This window comes from Klebsiella sp. P1954, from assembly GCF_018199955.1.
In the GTDB taxonomy this organism is placed as follows: domain Bacteria; phylum Pseudomonadota; class Gammaproteobacteria; order Enterobacterales; family Enterobacteriaceae; genus Klebsiella; species Klebsiella pneumoniae.
Genome location: NZ_CP073373.1, coordinates 2,700,823 through 2,720,263 on the forward strand (window position 1 = coordinate 2,700,823; position 19,441 = coordinate 2,720,263).

The window sequence follows — 19,441 nt, forward strand, 5'->3', positions numbered from 1 at the left end:
ACTCGAACACACATTGACTGTGTGTCGTTTCAATTTTCAGCTTGATCCAGATTTTTAAAGAGCAAATATCTCAAACATCACCCGAAGATGAGTTTTGAGATACATCGGCACGCGTCTTTCACTCACGAACCAGCAAGTGGCGTCCCCTAGGGGATTCGAACCCCTGTTACCGCCGTGAAAGGGCGGTGTCCTGGGCCTCTAGACGAAGGGGACACTGAAGTCTCAATCGCAAGACGCCTTGCTTCTTTACGTTCATCAGACAATCTGTGTGAGCACTACAAAGGCAGGTTCTTTAAGGTAAGGAGGTGATCCAACCGCAGGTTCCCCTACGGTTACCTTGTTACGACTTCACCCCAGTCATGAATCACAAAGTGGTAAGCGCCCTCCCGAAGGTTAAGCTACCTACTTCTTTTGCAACCCACTCCCATGGTGTGACGGGCGGTGTGTACAAGGCCCGGGAACGTATTCACCGTAGCATTCTGATCTACGATTACTAGCGATTCCGACTTCATGGAGTCGAGTTGCAGACTCCAATCCGGACTACGACATACTTTATGAGGTCCGCTTGCTCTCGCGAGGTCGCTTCTCTTTGTATATGCCATTGTAGCACGTGTGTAGCCCTGGTCGTAAGGGCCATGATGACTTGACGTCATCCCCACCTTCCTCCAGTTTATCACTGGCAGTCTCCTTTGAGTTCCCGGCCGAACCGCTGGCAACAAAGGATAAGGGTTGCGCTCGTTGCGGGACTTAACCCAACATTTCACAACACGAGCTGACGACAGCCATGCAGCACCTGTCTCACAGTTCCCGAAGGCACCAATCCATCTCTGGAAAGTTCTGTGGATGTCAAGACCAGGTAAGGTTCTTCGCGTTGCATCGAATTAAACCACATGCTCCACCGCTTGTGCGGGCCCCCGTCAATTCATTTGAGTTTTAACCTTGCGGCCGTACTCCCCAGGCGGTCGATTTAACGCGTTAGCTCCGGAAGCCACGCCTCAAGGGCACAACCTCCAAATCGACATCGTTTACGGCGTGGACTACCAGGGTATCTAATCCTGTTTGCTCCCCACGCTTTCGCACCTGAGCGTCAGTCTTTGTCCAGGGGGCCGCCTTCGCCACCGGTATTCCTCCAGATCTCTACGCATTTCACCGCTACACCTGGAATTCTACCCCCCTCTACAAGACTCTAGCCTGCCAGTTTCGAATGCAGTTCCCAGGTTGAGCCCGGGGATTTCACATCCGACTTGACAGACCGCCTGCGTGCGCTTTACGCCCAGTAATTCCGATTAACGCTTGCACCCTCCGTATTACCGCGGCTGCTGGCACGGAGTTAGCCGGTGCTTCTTCTGCGGGTAACGTCAATCGCCAAGGTTATTAACCTTAACGCCTTCCTCCCCGCTGAAAGTGCTTTACAACCCGAAGGCCTTCTTCACACACGCGGCATGGCTGCATCAGGCTTGCGCCCATTGTGCAATATTCCCCACTGCTGCCTCCCGTAGGAGTCTGGACCGTGTCTCAGTTCCAGTGTGGCTGGTCATCCTCTCAGACCAGCTAGGGATCGTCGCCTAGGTGAGCCGTTACCCCACCTACTAGCTAATCCCATCTGGGCACATCTGATGGCATGAGGCCCGAAGGTCCCCCACTTTGGTCTTGCGACGTTATGCGGTATTAGCTACCGTTTCCAGTAGTTATCCCCCTCCATCAGGCAGTTTCCCAGACATTACTCACCCGTCCGCCGCTCGTCACCCGAGAGCAAGCTCTCTGTGCTACCGCTCGACTTGCATGTGTTAGGCCTGCCGCCAGCGTTCAATCTGAGCCATGATCAAACTCTTCAATTTAAGTTTGATGCTCAAAGAATTAAACTTCGTAATGAATTACGTGTTCACTCTTGAGACTTGGTATTCATTTTTCGTCCGAGGACGTTAAGAATCCATGTCACTTTGAGTGCCCACACAGATTGTCTGATAAATTGTTAAAGAGCAGTTGCGACGCGCTTTAGCGCTCTGTCGCGAGGTGGCGTATATTACGCTTTCCTCTTTCAGAGTCAACCCGTTTTTCAGGATTTTTCTCTGCAACCGAACCGGCTGTTTGTGTGAAGTGATTCACATCCGCCGTGTCGATGGAGGCGCATTATAGGGAGTTCTCGAGCGTCCGCAATAGAAAAATGGCAGAAAAATGACTGACTGCTGCATTCCCCAGCAAAACCCCGCTTTATACCTCGTTACACACAGAATTATCCACAGGAGAGCGTAAAAACATGACCGCTAGCCCCGTGGATCGCCAGCTATATAGAAGAAGGATCACCGGCCTGGAGAGAAACATAAAAATTCGCGAGCGTTGCGCAAACGTTTTCGTTACAATGCCGCGCTATGACACAGATGCCCGGTTGGGTGCGTTAGGTGAGTTTTTAGGCAAAAACTCACCTAACGCTCTCTGTAATGTTCAAATCCTGGGGATTTAATACCATGCAACAACGTCGTCCAGTCCGCCGCGCTCTGCTCAGTGTTTCTGACAAGGCCGGTATCGTCGAATTCGCGCAGGCGCTTTCCGCTCGTGGTGTCGAGCTGCTGTCCACCGGCGGCACCGCTCGCCTGCTGGCAGATAAAGGCCTGCCGGTTACCGAAGTCTCTGACTACACCGGTTTCCCGGAAATGATGGATGGACGCGTGAAGACCCTGCATCCGAAAGTACACGGCGGCATCCTCGGTCGTCGCGGTCAGGATGACGGTATCATGCAGCAACACGGTATCGCGCCTATCGATATGGTTGTCGTGAACCTTTACCCGTTCGCCCAGACCGTCGCTCGTGAAGGGTGCTCGCTGGAAGACGCGGTGGAAAACATCGATATCGGCGGCCCGACTATGGTGCGCTCTGCGGCGAAGAACCATAAAGATGTCGCCATCGTAGTAAAGAGCAGCGACTACGACGCCATCATTAATGAGATGGACGCCAACGAAGGTTCCCTCACGCTGGCCACCCGCTTCGACCTCGCCATTAAAGCCTTCGAACACACCGCCGCTTACGACAGCATGATCGCCAACTACTTCGGCAGCATGGTTCCGGCCTATCACGGCGAAAGCAAAGAAGCCGCTGGCCGCTTCCCGCGTACCCTGAATCTGAACTTCATTAAGAAGCAGGATATGCGCTACGGCGAAAACAGCCACCAGCAGGCGGCTTTCTATATAGAAGAGAATGTAAAAGAGGCCTCCGTGGCGACCGCCACTCAGCTGCAGGGCAAAGCGCTCTCCTATAACAACATTGCCGATACCGATGCGGCGCTGGAGTGTGTAAAAGAGTTCAACGAGCCGGCCTGCGTTATCGTTAAGCACGCCAACCCGTGCGGCGTTGCCGTCAGCAACTCGATTCTTGACGCCTACGATCGCGCTTACAAAACCGACCCGACCTCCGCGTTCGGCGGCATCATTGCCTTTAACCGCGAGCTGGATGCTGAAACCGCGCAGGCGATCATCTCTCGCCAGTTCGTCGAAGTGATCATCGCGCCGTCCGCCAGCGAAGAAGCGCTGAAAATCACCGCCGCGAAGCAGAACGTCCGCGTACTGACCTGCGGCCAGTGGGATACTCGCGTTGCCGGCCTCGATTTCAAACGCGTTAACGGTGGTCTGCTGGTTCAGGACCGCGATCTCGGCATGGTCACCGCAGGTGAACTGCGCGTGGTCAGCAAACGTCAGCCAACCGAGCAGGAACTGCGCGATGCGCTGTTCTGCTGGAAAGTGGCGAAATTCGTCAAATCCAACGCCATTGTGTATGCCAAAGATAATATGACCATCGGCATAGGCGCCGGTCAGATGAGCCGCGTCTACTCGGCGAAAATCGCCGGAATTAAAGCCGGTGATGAAGGTCTGGAAGTGAAAGGTTCCGCCATGGCCTCTGACGCTTTCTTCCCGTTCCGCGACGGCATCGATGCCGCAGCCGCGGTAGGCATCACCTGCGTTATTCAGCCGGGCGGCTCTATCCGTGACGACGAAGTGATTGCCGCCGCTGACGAACACGGCATCGCCATGATCTTCACCGACATGCGCCACTTCCGCCATTAATTCATGGAGCAGCAGATGAAAGTATTAGTAATCGGCAACGGCGGGCGTGAGCACGCGCTGGCCTGGAAAGCGGCTCAGTCGCCGCTGGTTGATACCGTCTACGTCGCGCCGGGCAACGCCGGTACCGCCCTGGAGCCGTCGCTGCAAAACGTCGCCATCGGCGTCACCGATATTCCGGCGTTGCTTCGCTTCGCGCAGGATGAGAACATCGATCTGACCATCGTTGGCCCGGAAGCGCCGTTGGTCATTGGCGTGGTCGACGCGTTCCGTGCCGCCGGTCTGAACATTTTCGGGCCAACCGAAGGCGCCGCGCAGCTGGAAGGCTCAAAAGCCTTCACCAAAGATTTTCTCGCCCGTCATCATATTCCGACGGCGGAATACCAGAACTTCACCGAAGTGGAGCCTGCGCTGGCTTATCTGCGCGAGAAAGGCGCGCCGATCGTCATCAAAGCCGACGGTCTGGCGGCGGGTAAAGGCGTTATCGTGGCGATGATCCTCGAGGAAGCCGAAGCGGCGGTCAAAGATATGTTGGCTGGCAACGCCTTTGGCGACGCAGGCCACCGCATCGTGATTGAAGAGTTCCTCGATGGCGAAGAGGCTAGCTTTATTGTGATGGTCGACGGCGAGCACGTCCTGCCGATGGCCACCAGCCAGGATCACAAGCGCGTCGGCAACGGCGATACCGGCCCGAACACCGGCGGGATGGGGGCGTACTCCCCGGCACCGGTGGTTACTGACGAAGTCCACCAGCGCACCATGGAGCGGATTATCTGGCCAACCGTGAAAGGCATGGCCGCTGAAGGCAACACCTATACCGGTTTCCTCTACGCCGGTCTGATGATCGACAAGCAGGGCAACCCGAAGGTGATTGAGTTCAACTGCCGCTTTGGCGACCCGGAAACCCAACCGATCATGCTGCGCATGAAGTCCGACCTGGTCGAGCTGTGCCTCGCCGCCTGCGCGGGCAAGCTGGACGAGAAAACCTCCGAGTGGGATGACCGCGCGTCGCTGGGCGTGGTGGTTGCCGCCGGCGGCTATCCGGGCAGCTACAATACGGGCGATGAGATCTACGGCCTGCCGCAGCAGGAAGTCGCAGACGGTAAAGTCTTCCACGCCGGCACCAAACTGTCTGACGACCAGCGCGTGGTCACCAACGGCGGGCGCGTGCTGTGCGTCACCGCGCTGGGTGACTCCGTGGCGCAGGCGCAGCAGCGCGCCTATCAGCTGCTGACCGACATTCGCTGGGACGGTAGCTTTAGCCGTAGCGATATCGGCTGGCGCGCCATCGAACGTGAAAAGGCTAACGGCTAAGTTTCGCCAGCAGTGTTTTGCGCGTAATGCCTAACTGACGGGCGGCTTCGGTTTTGTTGCCGCCCGTTTTTTCCAGCGCCGCCAGAATCACCTCTTTCTCCACTTCCACTAACGGCTGAATTCCCCCCTCCTCGCTCCCGCCTGATGGCAGCGGCGTACCGGCGATCGCCAGGGGCAGCTCTCGCTCAGAGATATAGTTTCCGGTCAGTAGCACCACCGCCCGCTCCACCGCGTTTTCCAGCTCGCGTATATTGCCCGGCCAGGGGTAGTGGATCAGCAGGTCCATCGCCTGTGGCGTGAACCCCTTTACCGTCTTACGATTGCGTTCGGTATAGCGTTTGAGAAAATGCTGCGCCAGCTGCGGAATATCTTCCCGTCGCCGGCGCAGCGGCGGTATCTCGATGGTCACGACGTTGAGTCGGTAATAGAGATCCTGGCGAAAGCGCCCGGCGCTCACCTCTTCCGCAAGGTTGCGATGGGTGGCGGCGATAAGCCGCACATCAACGGCAAGCGTCTGGTTGCTGCCGACCCGCTGCACCTCCCGCTCCTGAATCGCCCGCAGCAAGCGGACCTGCATCACTGGCGAGATATCGCCTATCTCATCAAGAAACAGCGTGCCGCCATCCGCTTCGACAAAGCGTCCTTCCCGCCGCCGATCCGCCCCGGTAAACGCCCCTTTTTCATGACCGAACAGCTCGGATTCCAGCAGTGACTCATTCAACGCCGCGCAGTTGAGCGTAACCAACGGCTTGTCACGACGCTCGCTGCAGGCGTGGATGGCGTGCGCCACCAGCTCCTTACCGGTTCCCGACTCCCCATAAATCAGCACCGTCGCGTCCGAAGGGGCCACCAGCGTAATATTGTTAAGAAGCGCCTGCATCGCCGGGCTGTCGCCAATCATGCCCCACCGTGAATCCGTCGCAACGCTGGGGTCGCTCTCGCTCTGCCGGGTGTGCGCCAATGCCTGAACCAGCGTCTGCTGCAGGGTGTCAAAATCCAGCGGTTTAACCAGATAATCCAGCGCCCCGGACTTAATAGCTTCTACCGCCGTACCGACGCTGGAAAACGCCGTCATGATCAGCACCGGTATCGCCGGGTTATAGGCCTTAATCTCTTTTAACGTTGCGATACCGTCCATCTCCGCCATACGGATATCGCACAGCACCAGGTCGAAGACCTGCTGATGGATCTGCTCCAGTGCCTGCAGGCCGTTGTGAGCCAACCCCACCTGATAGCCCCAGCCGCGCAGCAGCGCCTGCAGGATCGTGCAGTGGCTGACGTCATCATCAACGACCAGAATCTGTACTTTATCGCTGCTCATCTTCCCTCCGTTGAGCATCCACCGGTAACCAAAGCGTAAATATCGCTCCAGCTCCCGGCTGACTTTCGGCGCGGATCGTCCCGCCATGTTGTTCGATAATATTCTGCACTACGGCCAGCCCCAGCCCGGTGCCGTCCGCCTTGGTGGTGAAATACGGCGTGAAGATAGCCTGTAACTCTTCATCGCTCATCCCCTTACCGCTATCCGTGACGACGATTTTCACCCACTGACGATCGGCTTCGCTTGCTGTTACGCGAATGACGCCGTCACGACCAATCGCCTGCATTGCATTCAGGTACAGGTTCAACAGCACCTGATTCAGGCGATCGGGGTCGGCGCTGATCGTGGTTAACTCAGGTCGCGGAGTAAATTGCAGCGCGATCCCGCGGCTCTGCGCATCCTGGCTTACCAACTGCAATGAGTGGCGGATAAGCGCGTTGATATCGACTGTTTGGTAGTTTAGATGGGCGGGACGGACCAGCTCCAGCAGCTCGCTGACCACCCGGTTCAGGCGATCAGCCTCTTTGGCCATCACCTGGGCTAACTGATGCGACTCGCCGCCAGGCGACGTGCGCTCGGCAAAATATTTCGCCAGCCCTTTAATCGACGAGAGCGGGTTGCGGATCTCGTGCGCGACCCCCGCCGCCAGATGGCCAAGCGCCACCAGCTTTTCCTTGCGGGCCATCGCCTCCAGCAGCTGTTTCCGCGAGCGACGATAGCGGCGGAACCAGAACTGAGCGAGGATCGTCGCCGCTATCACCAGCGCGGCGGCACCCAGCATGATGGCCATATTTCGCTGCCCGCGGGCCTGCGCGGCATCCAGCTCGCGGCTATCAAAGGCGATAAAAATCACCTGCGGGACAGTGGCCTGAGCCAGGGCGCTATTGCCGCGGTTCATCATTCCCATATGGTGGCCGCGGGCCGGATTAAGCGGGCGAAAATGGCGATAGATCTCCAGCGCCGGCCGCGGTTCGCTAAGCCGGCGCCAGCGGGCCTGTTCGCCAACCGCTAACGCACGCATCTGCGCCGGGCTATACAGCGTTTTACCCACCTGCTGCGGATCGCTATGGGCGATAATTTTACCGTTTTCATCGGTCACCGCGAACCACAGGACGCCCGGTTGCCAGGCCATCTCTTCCAGCAGGGCCTGCAGCTGCGCATGATGCATACGCATCCCCATCCCGACGCGCGTGCCGGACTCCAGCGCGCGGATCAGCACGCTCCCTTTCTCTTCAATGGTTTGTCGGGCAGCGGTCGTCTCGCGACCGTAGTCGCGGACGATCATCGCGGAGAACAGCATGACCAGCAGCACAACCGTGCCGGTCAGCAGCCAGCTCAGCGCGCCAGCGGCGGCGTCCCGGGAGAGAGATTTGATCTTCATCGGCGAGTCCTTGTCATCTCTTTTTCACTATCTGCAGGCTCCTTCAGCAGAAATCATGCCATGTTTCCGCGCGGCCAATCCTGCTCTCAAACATATCGCCTGCGCTTAAGCGAGTAAAAATGACTCGCCTGACCCTGGCGGAACGGGTCATTTTTACTCGCTCTCCTCGGCAAAGGCTTCGGCAGGCCCACACAGACGGGCTTTTTCAGACTGGCATGGAAGATGCAATACCGAGGGAAACCACACAGGAGAAAATGCCATGAAACGGAACCGTACCTTACCTCTCGCCCTCGTTACCTTTGCCGCGCTGACCTTCGCCAGCAACGCGGCCTGGGCCAACCACCACTGGGGCAACAATAACGGGATGGGCAACCAGGGCTACAGTCAGCTGACCCAGGAGCAGCAGGCTACCGTGCAAAAGCTGCATAACGATTACTATGCGCAAACCAGCGCCCTGCGCCAGCAGCTGCAGTCCAAACGCTATGAGTACAATGCGCTGCTCACGGCGCAAAAGCCGGACAGCGGGAAGATTGAAGCTGTCGCTCAGGAGATGGAAGGCTTACGCCAGAAGCTGGATCAGCAGCGGGTGAAGTTTGATATCGCCCTGGCTGAGGCGGGCGTTCCCCGCGGCGCAGGAATGGGATATGGCGGCTGTCGCGGTAGCGCCGGCGGTCATATGGGCATGAACCACTGGTAAAGGTTAGAAGCTTTTTTCCGTCGGCTGCCAGGTGCAGAAGTTTTCATTGGCGACCAGCAGCAGTTGAGAGCCTTCCGGCGCCTCCAGCCAGGCAATGCTCACTGCGGCGGAAGCGTGGCTCTGGCGGCGTTCAATGTGCGCCAGGGCCCGGCTATCGAGGTCGGGCGTAACCGTCTGCCCTTCGCAGGTCAGCACGGTATGCGCGGCAGCGTTCCAGCGCCCCTGGCGCAGGACGACCCGCCCCTGGCGGAGGGCGTCGCTGGTCTGGCGGATCTGTTCGGCGCGATAACGATATAGCGCGACCTGGTCGCTGGAGAGCTGCTGCTTCTGTCCGTCCACTTCCCGTTGCATAAAGCTCAGATCGCCCTGCGCGTCGAAACGGGCGCGAATATGTTCCGGCGGTTTGCCATAGACATTGAGTTCGATAAGCGCCAGTTGATCGCCCTGCCAGCGATATTCGCTGGTCGAGGTGTCCCCGTGACGCCACGGGCTGAAGGCGGCGAGAAGATGGACTTCATCGCCAGAATCTTTACGCCAGATGCGCATCGCTCCCTGATTGTCCGCATATCCGCTGGCGGTAAACGGCGGTAGCGACGTGTCGTGGCTGCAGGCAGTCAGCAACAGGATGCCCGCCAGCGCCAGAGGCCGGCGCCAGACAGACAAAAGGGGCTTAATAGCCCCTTCGATAAAACTGTTCACTGCCACGCGGTCTTACTTAACAGCGTCTTTCAGTGCTTTGCCAGAAACAAATGCCGGCACGTTAGCTGCAGCGATTTTGATCTCTTTACCGGTCTGCGGGTTGCGGCCAGTACGCTCAGCGCGGTGGTTCACTTTGAAGGTACCGAAACCAACCAGTTGAACAGCATCACCTTCTTTCAGAGACTCAGTAATTGCAGCCAGGGTAGATTCCAGGGCAGCTTTAGCCTGTGCTTTGGACAGGTCAGCTTTGTCCGCAATTACATCAATCAGTTGAGTCTTGTTCATAAGTTATCCTTACAATGTGTTTATCGCTTGCTAAGCATCGAGTGCGACGGAAATGCCAAAAAAGCACCCTCCTGCATACACGCACCGATAGCCACTTTTTTTCGCCCTCCAAATGTAGACCAGACGGGGGGCGGAATGGAAGCCTTCAGACGCTACAATTCAGGCGGTAAATCACGTTTTCTGGTCTCACTGCTGAAAATTTATACCAATATTGCTCTCGCCAGCCTCGCGCAGGTCCGCGCGCAGGCCTTTTATCAGCTCAAGATCACGCTCTTCACAGTCGGCCAGCAGGCGGAAAATTTCCCACTGAATATCCCATTCCTGCTCTACCGCCGGATTCGCTTTCAACTCTTCGTCGGTCATTTCGCGACCTTCCTGGGTCATTTCCAGCATCGCCACGGTGGTGATGGAGGTCTTGCTCACCTCGATCGCGTGCTCGAGCGTTTCGCCGCTCAGACGAGAATGAATCAGTTCACTCAACGCCACGCAAGCGTCTATGGCCGGATAGACACCGTACATGTCGAAATCATCTGCCGCCGGGATCGCCTCTTCCAGCTTCTCCAGCTGGCTGTCGAAATTCACCTTCGCATCTTTAACCGTCAGCGTTTCCCAGATCAGGTCCAGGATACGACGATAAAGCAGGCCGTCGCCAAACTCGGTTTGCTTGCAGAACATCGCGTAGTTGGGATACATACGTTCGCACAGGCAGGCCATAAAAGTGACATGCTGCCAGCTTTCCAGCTTCTCCAGGCGCAGGTGAATCGGGTTTTGTAACATGATGAATTCTCGAAGTCAGAAATTAGGCGCAGTGTACCTGAATCAGCTGTGATTTGCTTGCCAACGCACAAACGACGGACGACGGGACGCCACCGCATCGGCCCAGCGCGTCGGCTCGGGCAGACGGTAGCCTCGCATGCAGCGCTCAACCCACATTAAAGCGCTGTCCATGCCTACCCGGTGGCCGGTGCTAATAAACAGCGGGTTGCAGCGCACTTTGCTGCGCCAGACCCAGGCCAGTTGCTCATTTTTATCCATCAGCGGGGCCAGCGCGCCAGGCTCATCACCCAGGTCGCCGATTTTGCCGCACAGGCGTTTTTTCGCCACTCCGATAGTCGGCACATCAATCATCAGGCCAAAATGGCTGGCGACGCCCAATCTCCGGGGATGAGAAATGCCGTGTCCGTCAACGAACAGCAGGTCCGGTTTTTGCGAAAGCTGCTCCCACGCCGCCAGCAGCGCAGGCGTTTCGCGAAACGAGAGAAAGCCGGGAATATAGGGCATAGAGGTGGCGACCCGCGCCACCTGATACTCCACCAGCTCAAGCTCAGGCCAGGTCAGCAGCACCATCGCAGCCCGGGTGATCTCCCCTTCCTGCTCAAACCCGACGTCCGCGCCGCCGATCAACGCCGGCGGGTCGCGATCCAGTCGATCCGCACGCTCTACCGACGCGGCTAACTGTTGCTGTTGGGTACGTAGTGCGGCTAAATCCATAGGGCTTATCTCCTACTGGTGATAGGGTGCGGACAGACGGTGCACAGCCTCAACAAAGACGCCCGCATGCTCGGGGTCAACGTCCTGATGAATACCGTGTCCAAGGTTAAAGACGTGGCCTTCCCCCTGGCCAAAGCCGGCAAGAATGGTTGCCACTTCTTCTTCAATACGCGGGGCGGGCGCATAGAGCATCGACGGATCCATATTGCCCTGTAGCGCTACTTTGTTACCCACGCGACGGCGAGCATCGGCAATATCGGTGGTCCAGTCGAGACCCAACGCATCGCAGCCGGTCTCCGCCATCGCTTCCAGCCACTGACCACCGCCTTTGGTGAACAGAGTCACCGGCACGCGGCGGCCTTCGTTTTCCCGCAGCAGGCCATCGACGATCTTATGCATGTAGTAGAGGGAGAACTGCTGATAGTCGCGGCCGGTCAGCACCCCGCCCCAGGTGTCAAAAATCATCACCGACTGCGCGCCGGCTTTGATCTGCGCGTTGAGATACAGGGTAACGCTCTTCGCCAGCTTATCCAGCAGCGCATGCAGCGCCTGCGGCTCGGCGTACATCATCTTTTTAATCACGGTGAAGGCCTTGCTGCTGCCGCCCTCCACCATGTACGTAGCCAGCGTCCATGGACTACCGGAAAAACCGATCAGCGGCACTTCGCCTTTCAGTTCGCGGCGAATGGTGCGCACGGCGTTCATTACATAGCCCAGCTCCTGCTCCGGATCCGGGATCGGCAGCTTGTCGACGTCGGCTTTACTTTTTACCGGCGAGGTGAAGCGCGGACCTTCGCCAGCTTCAAAGTACAGCCCCAGCCCCATGGCGTCCGGGATGGTCAGGATGTCCGAAAAGAGGATCGCCGCGTCCAGCGGGTAACGGCGCAGCGGCTGGAGCGTCACTTCGCAGGCCAGCTCGGCATTTTTACACAGCGACATAAAGTCGCCCGCTTGCGCACGGGTGGCTTTGTACTCCGGTAAATAGCGGCCCGCCTGGCGCATCATCCACACCGGGGTGACATCAACCGGCTGACGCAGCAGCGCGCGCAGGTAACGATCGTTCTTCAGTTCGGTCATTTTTACATTCCTTTAGCGTTGATACGCCCAGTGTAACATGTCACTCGAACTCTGCCCGACACATCGCGACGGTATCTTCGATAAGCCGCCGCGCCACTGTCCCCGGTGGCGGCAGAAGCGGCAGGTCGTCATAGCGATACCAGTCCGCGGTCAGTAACTCTTTTTTGTCGACCACGATCTCGCCATCTGCGTAATCCGCCATAAAGGCGGTCATCAGCGACTGCGGGAACGGCCATGGCTGAGAGGTCACGTAACGCAGATTTTTTACCCGAATACCGCTCTCCTCCATCACCTCGCGAGCCACCGCCTGCTCAAGGGTTTCGCCGACCTCGACAAAGCCGGCCAGCACGGTGTGCACGCCGTTGCGATGGCGCGTATGTTGCGCCAGCAGGATCGCATCGTCGCGACGGATTGCCACGATAATGCAGGGGGCAATTTGCGGGTAGTAACGTTCACGGCAGTGGCTGCACAGCATCGCCCATTCGCTTTTGCTGGCATGCATCGGGTGGCCGCAGTAACCGCAAAATTTATGCGAGCGATAAAATTCGGCGAGCTGGATCCCCCGCCCAGCCAGCTGGAAGAGTCCCGGATCCTGATCCAGCACCTGGCGCAACGATCCCATGTCATGGCGACGATCCTGGCGCACCATCCACACGGACTCGCCCTGCCACTCGCCAATATGCAGCGCATGCTGGCCGACAAGATCGAAATTAACCGCTTCGCCATGTGGTAATTCTCCACCAGGCAACCATAATTTTTGTTCGTGACTGACAACCCACCAGCCGCGATCTAATTTTTCAATAATACGATCCATATCTATTGCACTACCTTTGCTTCACTGGCATGTTGTTAACATTATACTTACATTTTGGTGAGCAGATTTAAATCAAAACTAGCGGAGTCAATCATGCTAAACCAGCTGGAAAATCTGACGGAGCGCGTTGGCGGTAGTAATGAACTGGTCGATCGCTGGCTACAAGTGCGTAAGCATCTGCTCGTGGCTTACTACAACCTGGTTGGCCTGAAACCGGGCAAAGAGTCGTTTATGCGGCTAAACGAAAAGGCGCTGGATGACTTTTGCCAAAGTCTGGTGGATTACCTCTCATCCGGTCATTTTAGTATTTATGAACGCATTATTGGCGAAATGGAAGGCGATACCCCTCTTTTAGCCGCCACCCGGCTTTACCCGCAGCTGGAAGCCAATACCCAGCAGATGATGGACTACTACGATACCTGCCTCGAAAACGCCATCGATCACGATAACTATCTTGAATTTCAGCAGGCGCTGTCGGATATCGGCGAGTCGCTGGAGGCGCGTTTCGCGCTGGAAGATAAACTGATCGCCCTGGCTGTCGCCCATAACCTGAACAATGACGTGCGCGATAATATTGCGCCGACCGCTTGAGTTGTGAACCGTTAACGCGTAATTTACGTACATTATCCCTCTGCGGAGGGATTTCATCTTGTCGGAGTGCCTATTTTCCATGCGCAGGCTAACGTGGAAAAGGCTGAGACCGTTAATTCGGGATCCGCGGAACCTGATCAGGCTAATACCTGCGAAGGGAACAAGAGTAAACTGCTGTTCGCGTCAGTCCGTCAGGGCCGATCGCATCTGTTACTCCATCCGTCGTCTGACAAGCCATGTCCTTTTTTAACTGGAATGCGCTATGTCTACTACCAAACTAACCCGTCGGGAACAACGCGAGCACGCGCAGCGATTCATTGATACGCTGGCGGGTACCGCTTTTCCTAATTCACGCCGCATCTATGTTCACGGCTCACAAGCGGATATCCGCGTCCCGATGCGTGAAATTCAGCTCAGCCCAACTCTCGTCGGCGGCGATAAAGATAACCCCCGGTACGAAACCAACGAACCGATCCCGGTGTATGACACCTCCGGGCCGTATGGCGACCCGGATATTAGCATTGATGTCCGCCAGGGGCTGGCAAAGCTGCGCCAGCCGTGGATCGACGCGCGTAACGACTGCGCGCCGCTCAGCGAACGCAGCTCGGCCTATACCAAAGCGCGGCTGGCCGACGACGGTCTCGATGAGCTGCGCTTCAGCGGCCTGCTGACGCCCAAACGCGCCGTCGCTGGCAAATGCGTTACCCAGCTGCACTACGCCCGCCAGGGGATAGTCACCCCGGAGATGGAGTTCATCGCCATTCGCGAAAACATGGGTCGCGAACGTATCCGCAGCGAGGTTCTGCGCCAGCAGCACGCAGGTGAAGGCTTCGGCGCCCACCTTCCGGAAAACATCACCCCCGAGTTTGTTCGCGATGAAGTGGCCGCCGGACGCGCCATCATCCCCGCCAACATCAACCACCCGGAGTCTGAACCGATGATTATCGGCCGCAACTTCCTGGTGAAAGTGAATGCCAATATCGGCAACTCGGCGGTGACCTCTTCCATCGAAGAAGAGGTCGAGAAACTGGTCTGGTCAACCCGCTGGGGCGCCGACACGGTGATGGACCTCTCCACCGGCCGCTATATCCACGAAACCCGCGAGTGGATCCTGCGCAACAGCCCGGTGCCGATTGGTACCGTGCCGATTTACCAGGCGCTGGAGAAGGTCAACGGCATCGCCGAGAATCTCACCTGGCAAGTCTTCCGCGATACCCTGCTGGAACAGGCCGAGCAAGGCGTCGACTACTTCACGATTCACGCCGGCGTACTGTTGCGCTACGTCCCGATGACGGCGAAGCGCCTGACCGGTATCGTCTCGCGCGGCGGCTCAATCATGGCTAAGTGGTGCCTGTCGCATCATCAGGAAAACTTCCTCTACCAGCATTTCCGCGAAATCTGCGAAATCTGCGCCGCCTATGACGTGTCGCTGTCGCTGGGCGATGGCCTGCGCCCCGGCTCCATTCAAGATGCCAACGACGAGGCGCAGTTTTCCGAGCTGCGCACCCTCGGAGAACTGACGAAAATCGCCTGGGAATATGACGTGCAGGTGATGATTGAAGGCCCTGGCCACGTGCCGATGCAGATGATCCGCCGTAATATGACCGAACAGCTGGAGCACTGCCACGAAGCGCCATTCTACACCCTGGGGCCGCTCACCACTGATATCGCGCCGGGCTACGACCATTTCACCTCCGGTATCGGCGCGGCAATGATCGGCTGGTTCGGCTGCGCCATGCTGTGCTATGTCACGCCGAAAGAGCATCTCGGCCTGCCCAACAAAGAGGATGTCAAACAGGGGCTGATTACCTACAAAATCGCCGCCCACGCCGCCGACCTCGCGAAAGGCCATCCCGGGGCGCAGATCCGCGACAACGCGATGTCAAAAGCGCGTTTTGAATTCCGCTGGGAAGACCAGTTCAACCTCGCGCTCGACCCGTTCACCGCGCGGGCCTATCACGATGAAACCCTGCCGCAGGAGTCCGGCAAAGTCGCCCACTTCTGCTCCATGTGCGGGCCGAAATTCTGTTCGATGAAAATCACTCAGGAGGTCCGCGACTACGCCGCGAAGCAAAGTATAGAAGCCGGCATGGCCGATATGTCGAATAACTTCCGCGCCCGCGGCGGCGAAATCTACCTGAAACAGGAGGAAGCCTGATGTATCAACCTGATTTTCCACCCGTCCCGTTTCGTCTCGGACTCTACCCGGTGGTGGACAGCGTGGCGTGGATTGAGCGCCTGCTCGAAGCTGGGGTACGTACCCTTCAATTACGCATCAAAGACCGGCGCGACAGCGAAGTGGAGGATGACGTGATCGCCGCCATCACCCTTGGTCGCCGCTATCACGCCCGACTGTTCATTAACGATTACTGGCAGCTGGCGATTAAGCATCAGGCCTATGGCGTGCATCTCGGACAAGAAGATCTGGAAACCACCGATCTGAGCGCTATCCGCCAGGCCGGGCTGCGTCTTGGCGTCTCTACTCACGATGATATGGAAATTGATGTCGCCCTTGCGGAGCGCCCCTCTTACATTGCGCTAGGTCACGTCTTCCCGACGCAAACCAAACAGATGCCTTCCGCGCCGCAGGGCCTCGAGCAGCTTGCCAGACATATTCAACGCCTGGCGGATTACCCCACCGTGGCGATCGGCGGAATTAGCCTGGAAAAGGCGCCGGGGGTACTGGCGACCGGCGTCGGCAGCATCGCGGTGGTCAGCGCCATCACCCAGGCGGCGGACTGGCGGGCAGCGACCGACCAACTGCTGGCGCTGGCGGGAGCGGGCGATGAATGATCACGACTTTATGCGCTATAGCCGCCAGCTGCTGCTGGAGGATATTGCCATCGAAGGGCAGCAGAAGCTGTTAGCCAGTCGAGTGCTGATTATCGGCCTTGGCGGGCTGGGCTCCCCGGCGGCGCTCTATCTGGCCGGGGCTGGCGTCGGGACGCTGACCCTGGCCGATGACGACGCGGTGCATCTCAGCAACCTGCAACGGCAGATCTTGTTCACCAGCGCGGATATCGATCGGCCAAAAGCCGCAGCGGCACAGACCCGGCTCAGCCAGCTAAACCCGCAGATCAAACTGGTAGCGCTCCAGCAGCGCTTAAGCGGCGAGGCGCTCCGCGCCGAAGTGGCGAAAGCGGACGTGGTGCTGGACTGTACCGATAATATGGTCACCCGCCAGGCGATCAATGCCGCCTGTGTGGCCCTCGATACCCCGTTAGTGACCGCCAGCGCCGTGGGCTTCGGCGGTCAGCTGATGGTGCTCACCCCGCCCTGGACGCAGGGCTGCTATCGCTGCCTGTGGCCGGAAAGCGATGAACCGCAGCGCAACTGCCGCACCGCGGGGATCGTCGGCCCGGTGGTCGGCATGATGGGCACCCTGCAGGCGCTGGAGACGATTAAGCTGCTCAGCGGCATGGCGACGCCGCGCAACACCCTGCGGCTGTTCGACGCCCGCACCAGCAACTGGCGCGCCCTTGCGCTACAGCGCTCCCGGAGCTGCCCGGTGTGCGGAGGGCGGCATGCAGATCTGGTTTAACGACGAGCCGCTGGCGTGCGCCGACAATCTCAGCGTCAGCGCCCTGCTGACCCAGCTCGAACAGCAGCAGCCGGGCGTTGCGCTGGCGCTCAATCAACACATCCTGCCGCGCGACCGGTGGGAAGATCATCTCTTGCAGGAAGGCGATCGGGTCCTGCTTTTTCAGGTTATCGCTGGAGGCTGACATGTTACGTATTGCAGACAAAACGTTTGAATCCCATCTTTTCACCGGTACCGGCAAATTCGCCGCCCCGGAGGTGATGGTCGAGGCGATTCGCGCCTCGGGCAGCCAGCTGGTAACCCTGGCGATGAAGCGCGTCGATTTACGCCAGCGCAATGACGCCATCCTCGCCCCGCTGCTGGCGGCGGGAGTCAGCCTGCTGCCGAATACCTCGGGCGCCAAGACGGCGGAAGAGGCGGTGTTTGCCGCCCGTCTGGCGCGGGAAGCCCTGGGTACCCACTGGCTGAAGCTGGAGATCCACCCGGACGCCCGCTGGCTGCTGCCCGACCCGATTGAAACCCTGAAAGCGGCGGAGCTGCTGGTCCGCGAAGGGTTCGTGGTGCTGCCCTACTGCGGCGCCGATCCGGTGCTGTGTAAACGACTGGAAGAGGTGGGCTGCGCGGCGGTGATGCCGCTGGGTGCGCCGATCGGCTCCAATCAGGGGCTGGAAACCAAAGCCATGCTGGAGATTATTATCGAGCAGGCGACGGTCCCGGTGGTGGTCGACGCCGGGATCGGCGTCCCGAGCCATGCGGCGCAGGCGCTGGAGATGGGCGCGGACGCGGTGCTGGTCAATACCGCCATTGCCGTCGCCGACGACCCCGTGGCCATGGCCCGCGCCTTCCGTATGGCGATCGATGCCGGATTACTGGCGCGTCAGGCCGGACCGGGGGCACGCAGTACGCAGGCGCAGGCCACCAGCCCGCTCACCGGATTCCTGGAGGCGCTGGCATGAAAACCTTTAGCGATCGCTGGCGGCAGCTGGAGTGGGACGATATCCGCCTGCGCATCAACAGCAAAACCGCCGCCGACGTCGAACGGGCGCTGGCGGCCAAACAGCTCACCCGCGACGATATGATGGCCCTGCTCTCGCCTGCCGCGGCCAATTACCTTGAACCGCTGGCCCAGCGCGCGCAGCGCCTCACCCGCCAGCGCTTCGGCAATACCGTCAGCTTTTACGTGCCGCTGTATCTTTCCAACCTGTGCGCTAACGACTGCACCTACTGCGGCTTCTCGATGAGCAACCGCATTAAGCGCAAGACGCTGGATGCCGCCGAGATTGCCCGCGAGTGCGCCGCGATCCGCAACCTGGGCTTTGAGCATCTGCTGCTGGTGACCGGCGAACATCAGGGTAAGGTGGGAATGGATTATTTCCGTCAGCACCTACCGGCTATCCGCAGCCAGTTTGCCTCGCTGCATATGGAGGTGCAGCCGCTGGCGACTGAAGAGTATGCCGAGCTGAAAACCCTGGGGCTCGACGGGGTGATGGTCTATCAGGAGACCTATCATGAAAGCATGTACGCCCAACACCATCTGAAAGGAAAAAAGCAGGATTTCTTCTGGCGGCTGGATACGCCGGATCGCTTAGGCGCGGCGGGGATCGATAAGATCGGCCTTGGCGCGCTCATCGGCCTTTCCGACAGCTGGCGAGTGGACTGCTTTATAGTCGCTGAGCACCTGCTGTGGCTGCAGCAGCGCTACTGGCGCAGCCGCTATTCGGTCTCCTTCCCGCGCCTGCGTCCCTGCGCCGGCGGTATTGAACCGGCTTCGCTGATGGATGAGCGCCAGCTGGTGCAAACTATCTGCGCCTTCCGCCTGCTGGCGCCAGAGGTTGAGCTGTCGCTATCCACCCGCGAATCACCCTGGTTCCGCGACCGGGTGATCCCGCTGGCGATCAATAACGTCAGCGCCTTCTCTAAAACCCAGCCCGGCGGCTACGCCGACGATCATCCGGAGCTCGAGCAATTTGCCCCGCACGACGATCGCCGCCCTGAAGAGGTCGCCAGCGCGCTGGCCGCCCGCGGCCTGCAGCCGGTATGGAAAGACTGGGATAGCTGGCTGGGACGCGCTTCGCAAACCTCATGATGTACAGTGTAAACGCCTGATAATTTTGCGCGCCTGCACGAGAGATGAAAAACGGAGGCTGGCCCGCCCGACGCCGTTTTTCTATTCTGCCC

18 protein-coding genes, 1 tRNA gene, 1 rRNA gene and 1 riboswitch are annotated in these 19,441 nt (G+C 58.6%); of the genes, 10 read left to right on the forward strand and 10 right to left on the reverse strand.

Annotated features, from left to right (window positions below; all coding sequences use genetic code 11):
* Positions 1-137: 137 nt before the first annotated feature.
* Together KB890_RS12935 and KB890_RS12940 are read right to left on the reverse strand one after the other, a co-directional pair.
* Positions 138-213 (reverse strand) — tRNA-Glu (locus KB890_RS12935).
* An 85-nt stretch (positions 214-298) separates the two neighbouring features.
* Positions 299-1,838 (reverse strand): 16S ribosomal RNA (locus tag KB890_RS12940).
* A 627-nt stretch (positions 1,839-2,465) separates the two neighbouring features.
* On the opposite strand from KB890_RS12940, the gene purH reads away from it, so the two are divergent.
* Both purH and purD read left to right on the forward strand, forming a co-directional pair.
* Positions 2,466-4,055, forward strand: coding sequence for a bifunctional phosphoribosylaminoimidazolecarboxamide formyltransferase/IMP cyclohydrolase (purH, locus tag KB890_RS12945; protein WP_004178254.1), 1,590 nt, complete (start codon positions 2,466-2,468; stop codon positions 4,053-4,055).
* 15 nt (positions 4,056-4,070) lie between these two features.
* Positions 4,071-5,366 carry a phosphoribosylamine--glycine ligase gene (purD, locus tag KB890_RS12950; RefSeq protein WP_004178240.1) on the forward strand — a complete coding sequence of 432 codons (1,296 nt, stop codon included), beginning with the start codon at positions 4,071-4,073 and terminating at the stop codon, positions 5,364-5,366.
* Here purD and zraR read toward each other — a convergent pair.
* Complete coding sequence (gene zraR, locus KB890_RS12955) at positions 5,356-6,687, reverse strand: sigma-54-dependent response regulator transcription factor ZraR (protein ID WP_004178239.1); 1,332 nt, start codon at positions 6,685-6,687, stop codon at positions 5,356-5,358. The two genes, purD and zraR, sit on opposite strands and share 11 nt — an antisense overlap.
* Positions 6,674-8,068 (reverse strand): two-component system sensor histidine kinase ZraS, encoded by a 1,395-nt coding sequence (gene zraS / locus KB890_RS12960; protein WP_004178238.1) that lies wholly within the window; start codon positions 8,066-8,068, stop codon positions 6,674-6,676. Before zraS ends, zraR begins: the two co-directional genes overlap by 14 nt.
* Positions 8,069-8,327: 259 nt before the next feature.
* Between zraS and zraP the strand changes: the two genes are divergently transcribed.
* Positions 8,328-8,765, forward strand: a complete 438-nt coding sequence (zraP, locus tag KB890_RS12965; protein ID WP_002884346.1) for a zinc resistance sensor/chaperone ZraP — start codon at positions 8,328-8,330, stop codon at positions 8,763-8,765.
* 3 nt (positions 8,766-8,768) lie between these two features.
* On the opposite strand, the gene KB890_RS12970 is transcribed toward zraP, so the two are convergent.
* From KB890_RS12970 to nudC, 6 genes are all read right to left on the reverse strand, one after another.
* Positions 8,769-9,464, reverse strand: a complete 696-nt coding sequence (locus KB890_RS12970; protein ID WP_002884344.1) for a DUF1481 domain-containing protein — start codon at positions 9,462-9,464, stop codon at positions 8,769-8,771.
* A 12-nt stretch (positions 9,465-9,476) separates the two neighbouring features.
* Positions 9,477-9,749 carry a nucleoid-associated protein HU-alpha gene (gene hupA, locus KB890_RS12975; protein ID WP_002884342.1) on the reverse strand — a complete coding sequence of 91 codons (273 nt, stop codon included), beginning with the start codon at positions 9,747-9,749 and terminating at the stop codon, positions 9,477-9,479.
* Between the two features lie 186 nt (positions 9,750-9,935).
* Positions 9,936-10,526 carry a YjaG family protein gene (locus KB890_RS12980; protein WP_002884331.1) on the reverse strand — a complete coding sequence of 197 codons (591 nt, stop codon included), beginning with the start codon at positions 10,524-10,526 and terminating at the stop codon, positions 9,936-9,938.
* Between the two features lie 42 nt (positions 10,527-10,568).
* Entirely contained in the window at positions 10,569-11,240 is a 672-nt protein-coding gene (gene nfi, locus KB890_RS12985) for a deoxyribonuclease V (RefSeq protein ID WP_004152311.1), read from the reverse strand.
* 12 nt (positions 11,241-11,252) lie between these two features.
* Complete coding sequence (gene hemE / locus KB890_RS12990) at positions 11,253-12,317, reverse strand: uroporphyrinogen decarboxylase (RefSeq protein ID WP_004178235.1); 1,065 nt, start codon at positions 12,315-12,317, stop codon at positions 11,253-11,255.
* A 40-nt stretch (positions 12,318-12,357) separates the two neighbouring features.
* Positions 12,358-13,131 carry an NAD(+) diphosphatase gene (nudC, locus tag KB890_RS12995; RefSeq protein ID WP_002884327.1) on the reverse strand — a complete coding sequence of 258 codons (774 nt, stop codon included), beginning with the start codon at positions 13,129-13,131 and terminating at the stop codon, positions 12,358-12,360.
* A 93-nt stretch (positions 13,132-13,224) separates the two neighbouring features.
* On the opposite strand from nudC, the gene KB890_RS13000 reads away from it, so the two are divergent.
* From KB890_RS13000 to thiH, 7 genes are all read left to right on the forward strand, one after another.
* A complete protein-coding gene (locus KB890_RS13000; RefSeq protein WP_004178233.1) occupies positions 13,225-13,722 on the forward strand; it encodes an Rsd/AlgQ family anti-sigma factor in 498 nt (165 codons plus the stop codon).
* A gap of 52 nt (positions 13,723-13,774) precedes the next feature.
* Positions 13,775-13,899: riboswitch (TPP riboswitch) on the forward strand.
* Between the two features lie 85 nt (positions 13,900-13,984).
* Positions 13,985-15,880: a phosphomethylpyrimidine synthase ThiC gene (gene thiC, locus KB890_RS13005; protein WP_004178230.1), complete on the forward strand. Its 1,896-nt coding sequence runs from the start codon at positions 13,985-13,987 to the stop codon at positions 15,878-15,880.
* Positions 15,880-16,515, forward strand: coding sequence for a thiamine phosphate synthase (gene thiE / locus KB890_RS13010; RefSeq protein WP_004178225.1), 636 nt, complete (start codon positions 15,880-15,882; stop codon positions 16,513-16,515). The genes thiC and thiE overlap by 1 nt, the downstream gene beginning before the upstream one ends.
* A complete protein-coding gene (gene thiF / locus KB890_RS13015; RefSeq protein WP_004177871.1) occupies positions 16,508-17,263 on the forward strand; it encodes a thiazole biosynthesis adenylyltransferase ThiF in 756 nt (251 codons plus the stop codon). The genes thiE and thiF overlap by 8 nt, the downstream gene beginning before the upstream one ends.
* A complete protein-coding gene (gene thiS / locus KB890_RS13020) occupies positions 17,247-17,447 on the forward strand; it encodes a sulfur carrier protein ThiS (protein ID WP_002884183.1) in 201 nt (66 codons plus the stop codon). Before thiF ends, thiS begins: the two co-directional genes overlap by 17 nt.
* 1 nt (position 17,448) lies before the next feature.
* Positions 17,449-18,219, forward strand: a complete 771-nt coding sequence (gene thiG / locus KB890_RS13025; protein WP_004146302.1) for a thiazole synthase — start codon at positions 17,449-17,451, stop codon at positions 18,217-18,219.
* The gene (gene thiH, locus KB890_RS13030) at positions 18,216-19,349 is read left to right on the forward strand and encodes a 2-iminoacetate synthase ThiH (RefSeq protein WP_004177872.1); all 1,134 of its coding nucleotides are present in this window, start codon (positions 18,216-18,218) and stop codon (positions 19,347-19,349) included. The genes thiG and thiH overlap by 4 nt, the downstream gene beginning before the upstream one ends.
* The last annotated feature ends 92 nt before the right edge of the window (positions 19,350-19,441 follow it).

Coding starts and splice junctions, on each gene's coding strand:
- purH (WP_004178254.1), top strand. CDS start 2,466: ATGCAACAACGTCGTCCAGTCCGCCGCGCTCTGCTCAGTGTTTCTGAC.
- purD (WP_004178240.1), top strand. CDS start 4,071: ATGAAAGTATTAGTAATCGGCAACGGCGGGCGTGAGCACGCGCTGGCC.
- zraR (WP_004178239.1), bottom strand. CDS start 6,687: ATGAGCAGCGATAAAGTACAGATTCTGGTCGTTGATGATGACGTCAGC.
- zraS (WP_004178238.1), bottom strand. CDS start 8,068: ATGAAGATCAAATCTCTCTCCCGGGACGCCGCCGCTGGCGCGCTGAGC.
- zraP (WP_002884346.1), top strand. CDS start 8,328: ATGAAACGGAACCGTACCTTACCTCTCGCCCTCGTTACCTTTGCCGCG.
- hupA (WP_002884342.1), bottom strand. CDS start 9,749: ATGAACAAGACTCAACTGATTGATGTAATTGCGGACAAAGCTGACCTG.
- KB890_RS12980 (WP_002884331.1), bottom strand. CDS start 10,526: ATGTTACAAAACCCGATTCACCTGCGCCTGGAGAAGCTGGAAAGCTGG.
- nfi (WP_004152311.1), bottom strand. CDS start 11,240: ATGGATTTAGCCGCACTACGTACCCAACAGCAACAGTTAGCCGCGTCG.
- hemE (WP_004178235.1), bottom strand. CDS start 12,317: ATGACCGAACTGAAGAACGATCGTTACCTGCGCGCGCTGCTGCGTCAG.
- nudC (WP_002884327.1), bottom strand. CDS start 13,131: ATGGATCGTATTATTGAAAAATTAGATCGCGGCTGGTGGGTTGTCAGT.
- KB890_RS13000 (WP_004178233.1), top strand. CDS start 13,225: ATGCTAAACCAGCTGGAAAATCTGACGGAGCGCGTTGGCGGTAGTAAT.
- thiC (WP_004178230.1), top strand. CDS start 13,985: ATGTCTACTACCAAACTAACCCGTCGGGAACAACGCGAGCACGCGCAG.
- thiE (WP_004178225.1), top strand. CDS start 15,880: ATGTATCAACCTGATTTTCCACCCGTCCCGTTTCGTCTCGGACTCTAC.
- thiF (WP_004177871.1), top strand. CDS start 16,508: ATGAATGATCACGACTTTATGCGCTATAGCCGCCAGCTGCTGCTGGAG.
- thiS (WP_002884183.1), top strand. CDS start 17,247: ATGCAGATCTGGTTTAACGACGAGCCGCTGGCGTGCGCCGACAATCTC.
- thiG (WP_004146302.1), top strand. CDS start 17,449: ATGTTACGTATTGCAGACAAAACGTTTGAATCCCATCTTTTCACCGGT.
- thiH (WP_004177872.1), top strand. CDS start 18,216: ATGAAAACCTTTAGCGATCGCTGGCGGCAGCTGGAGTGGGACGATATC.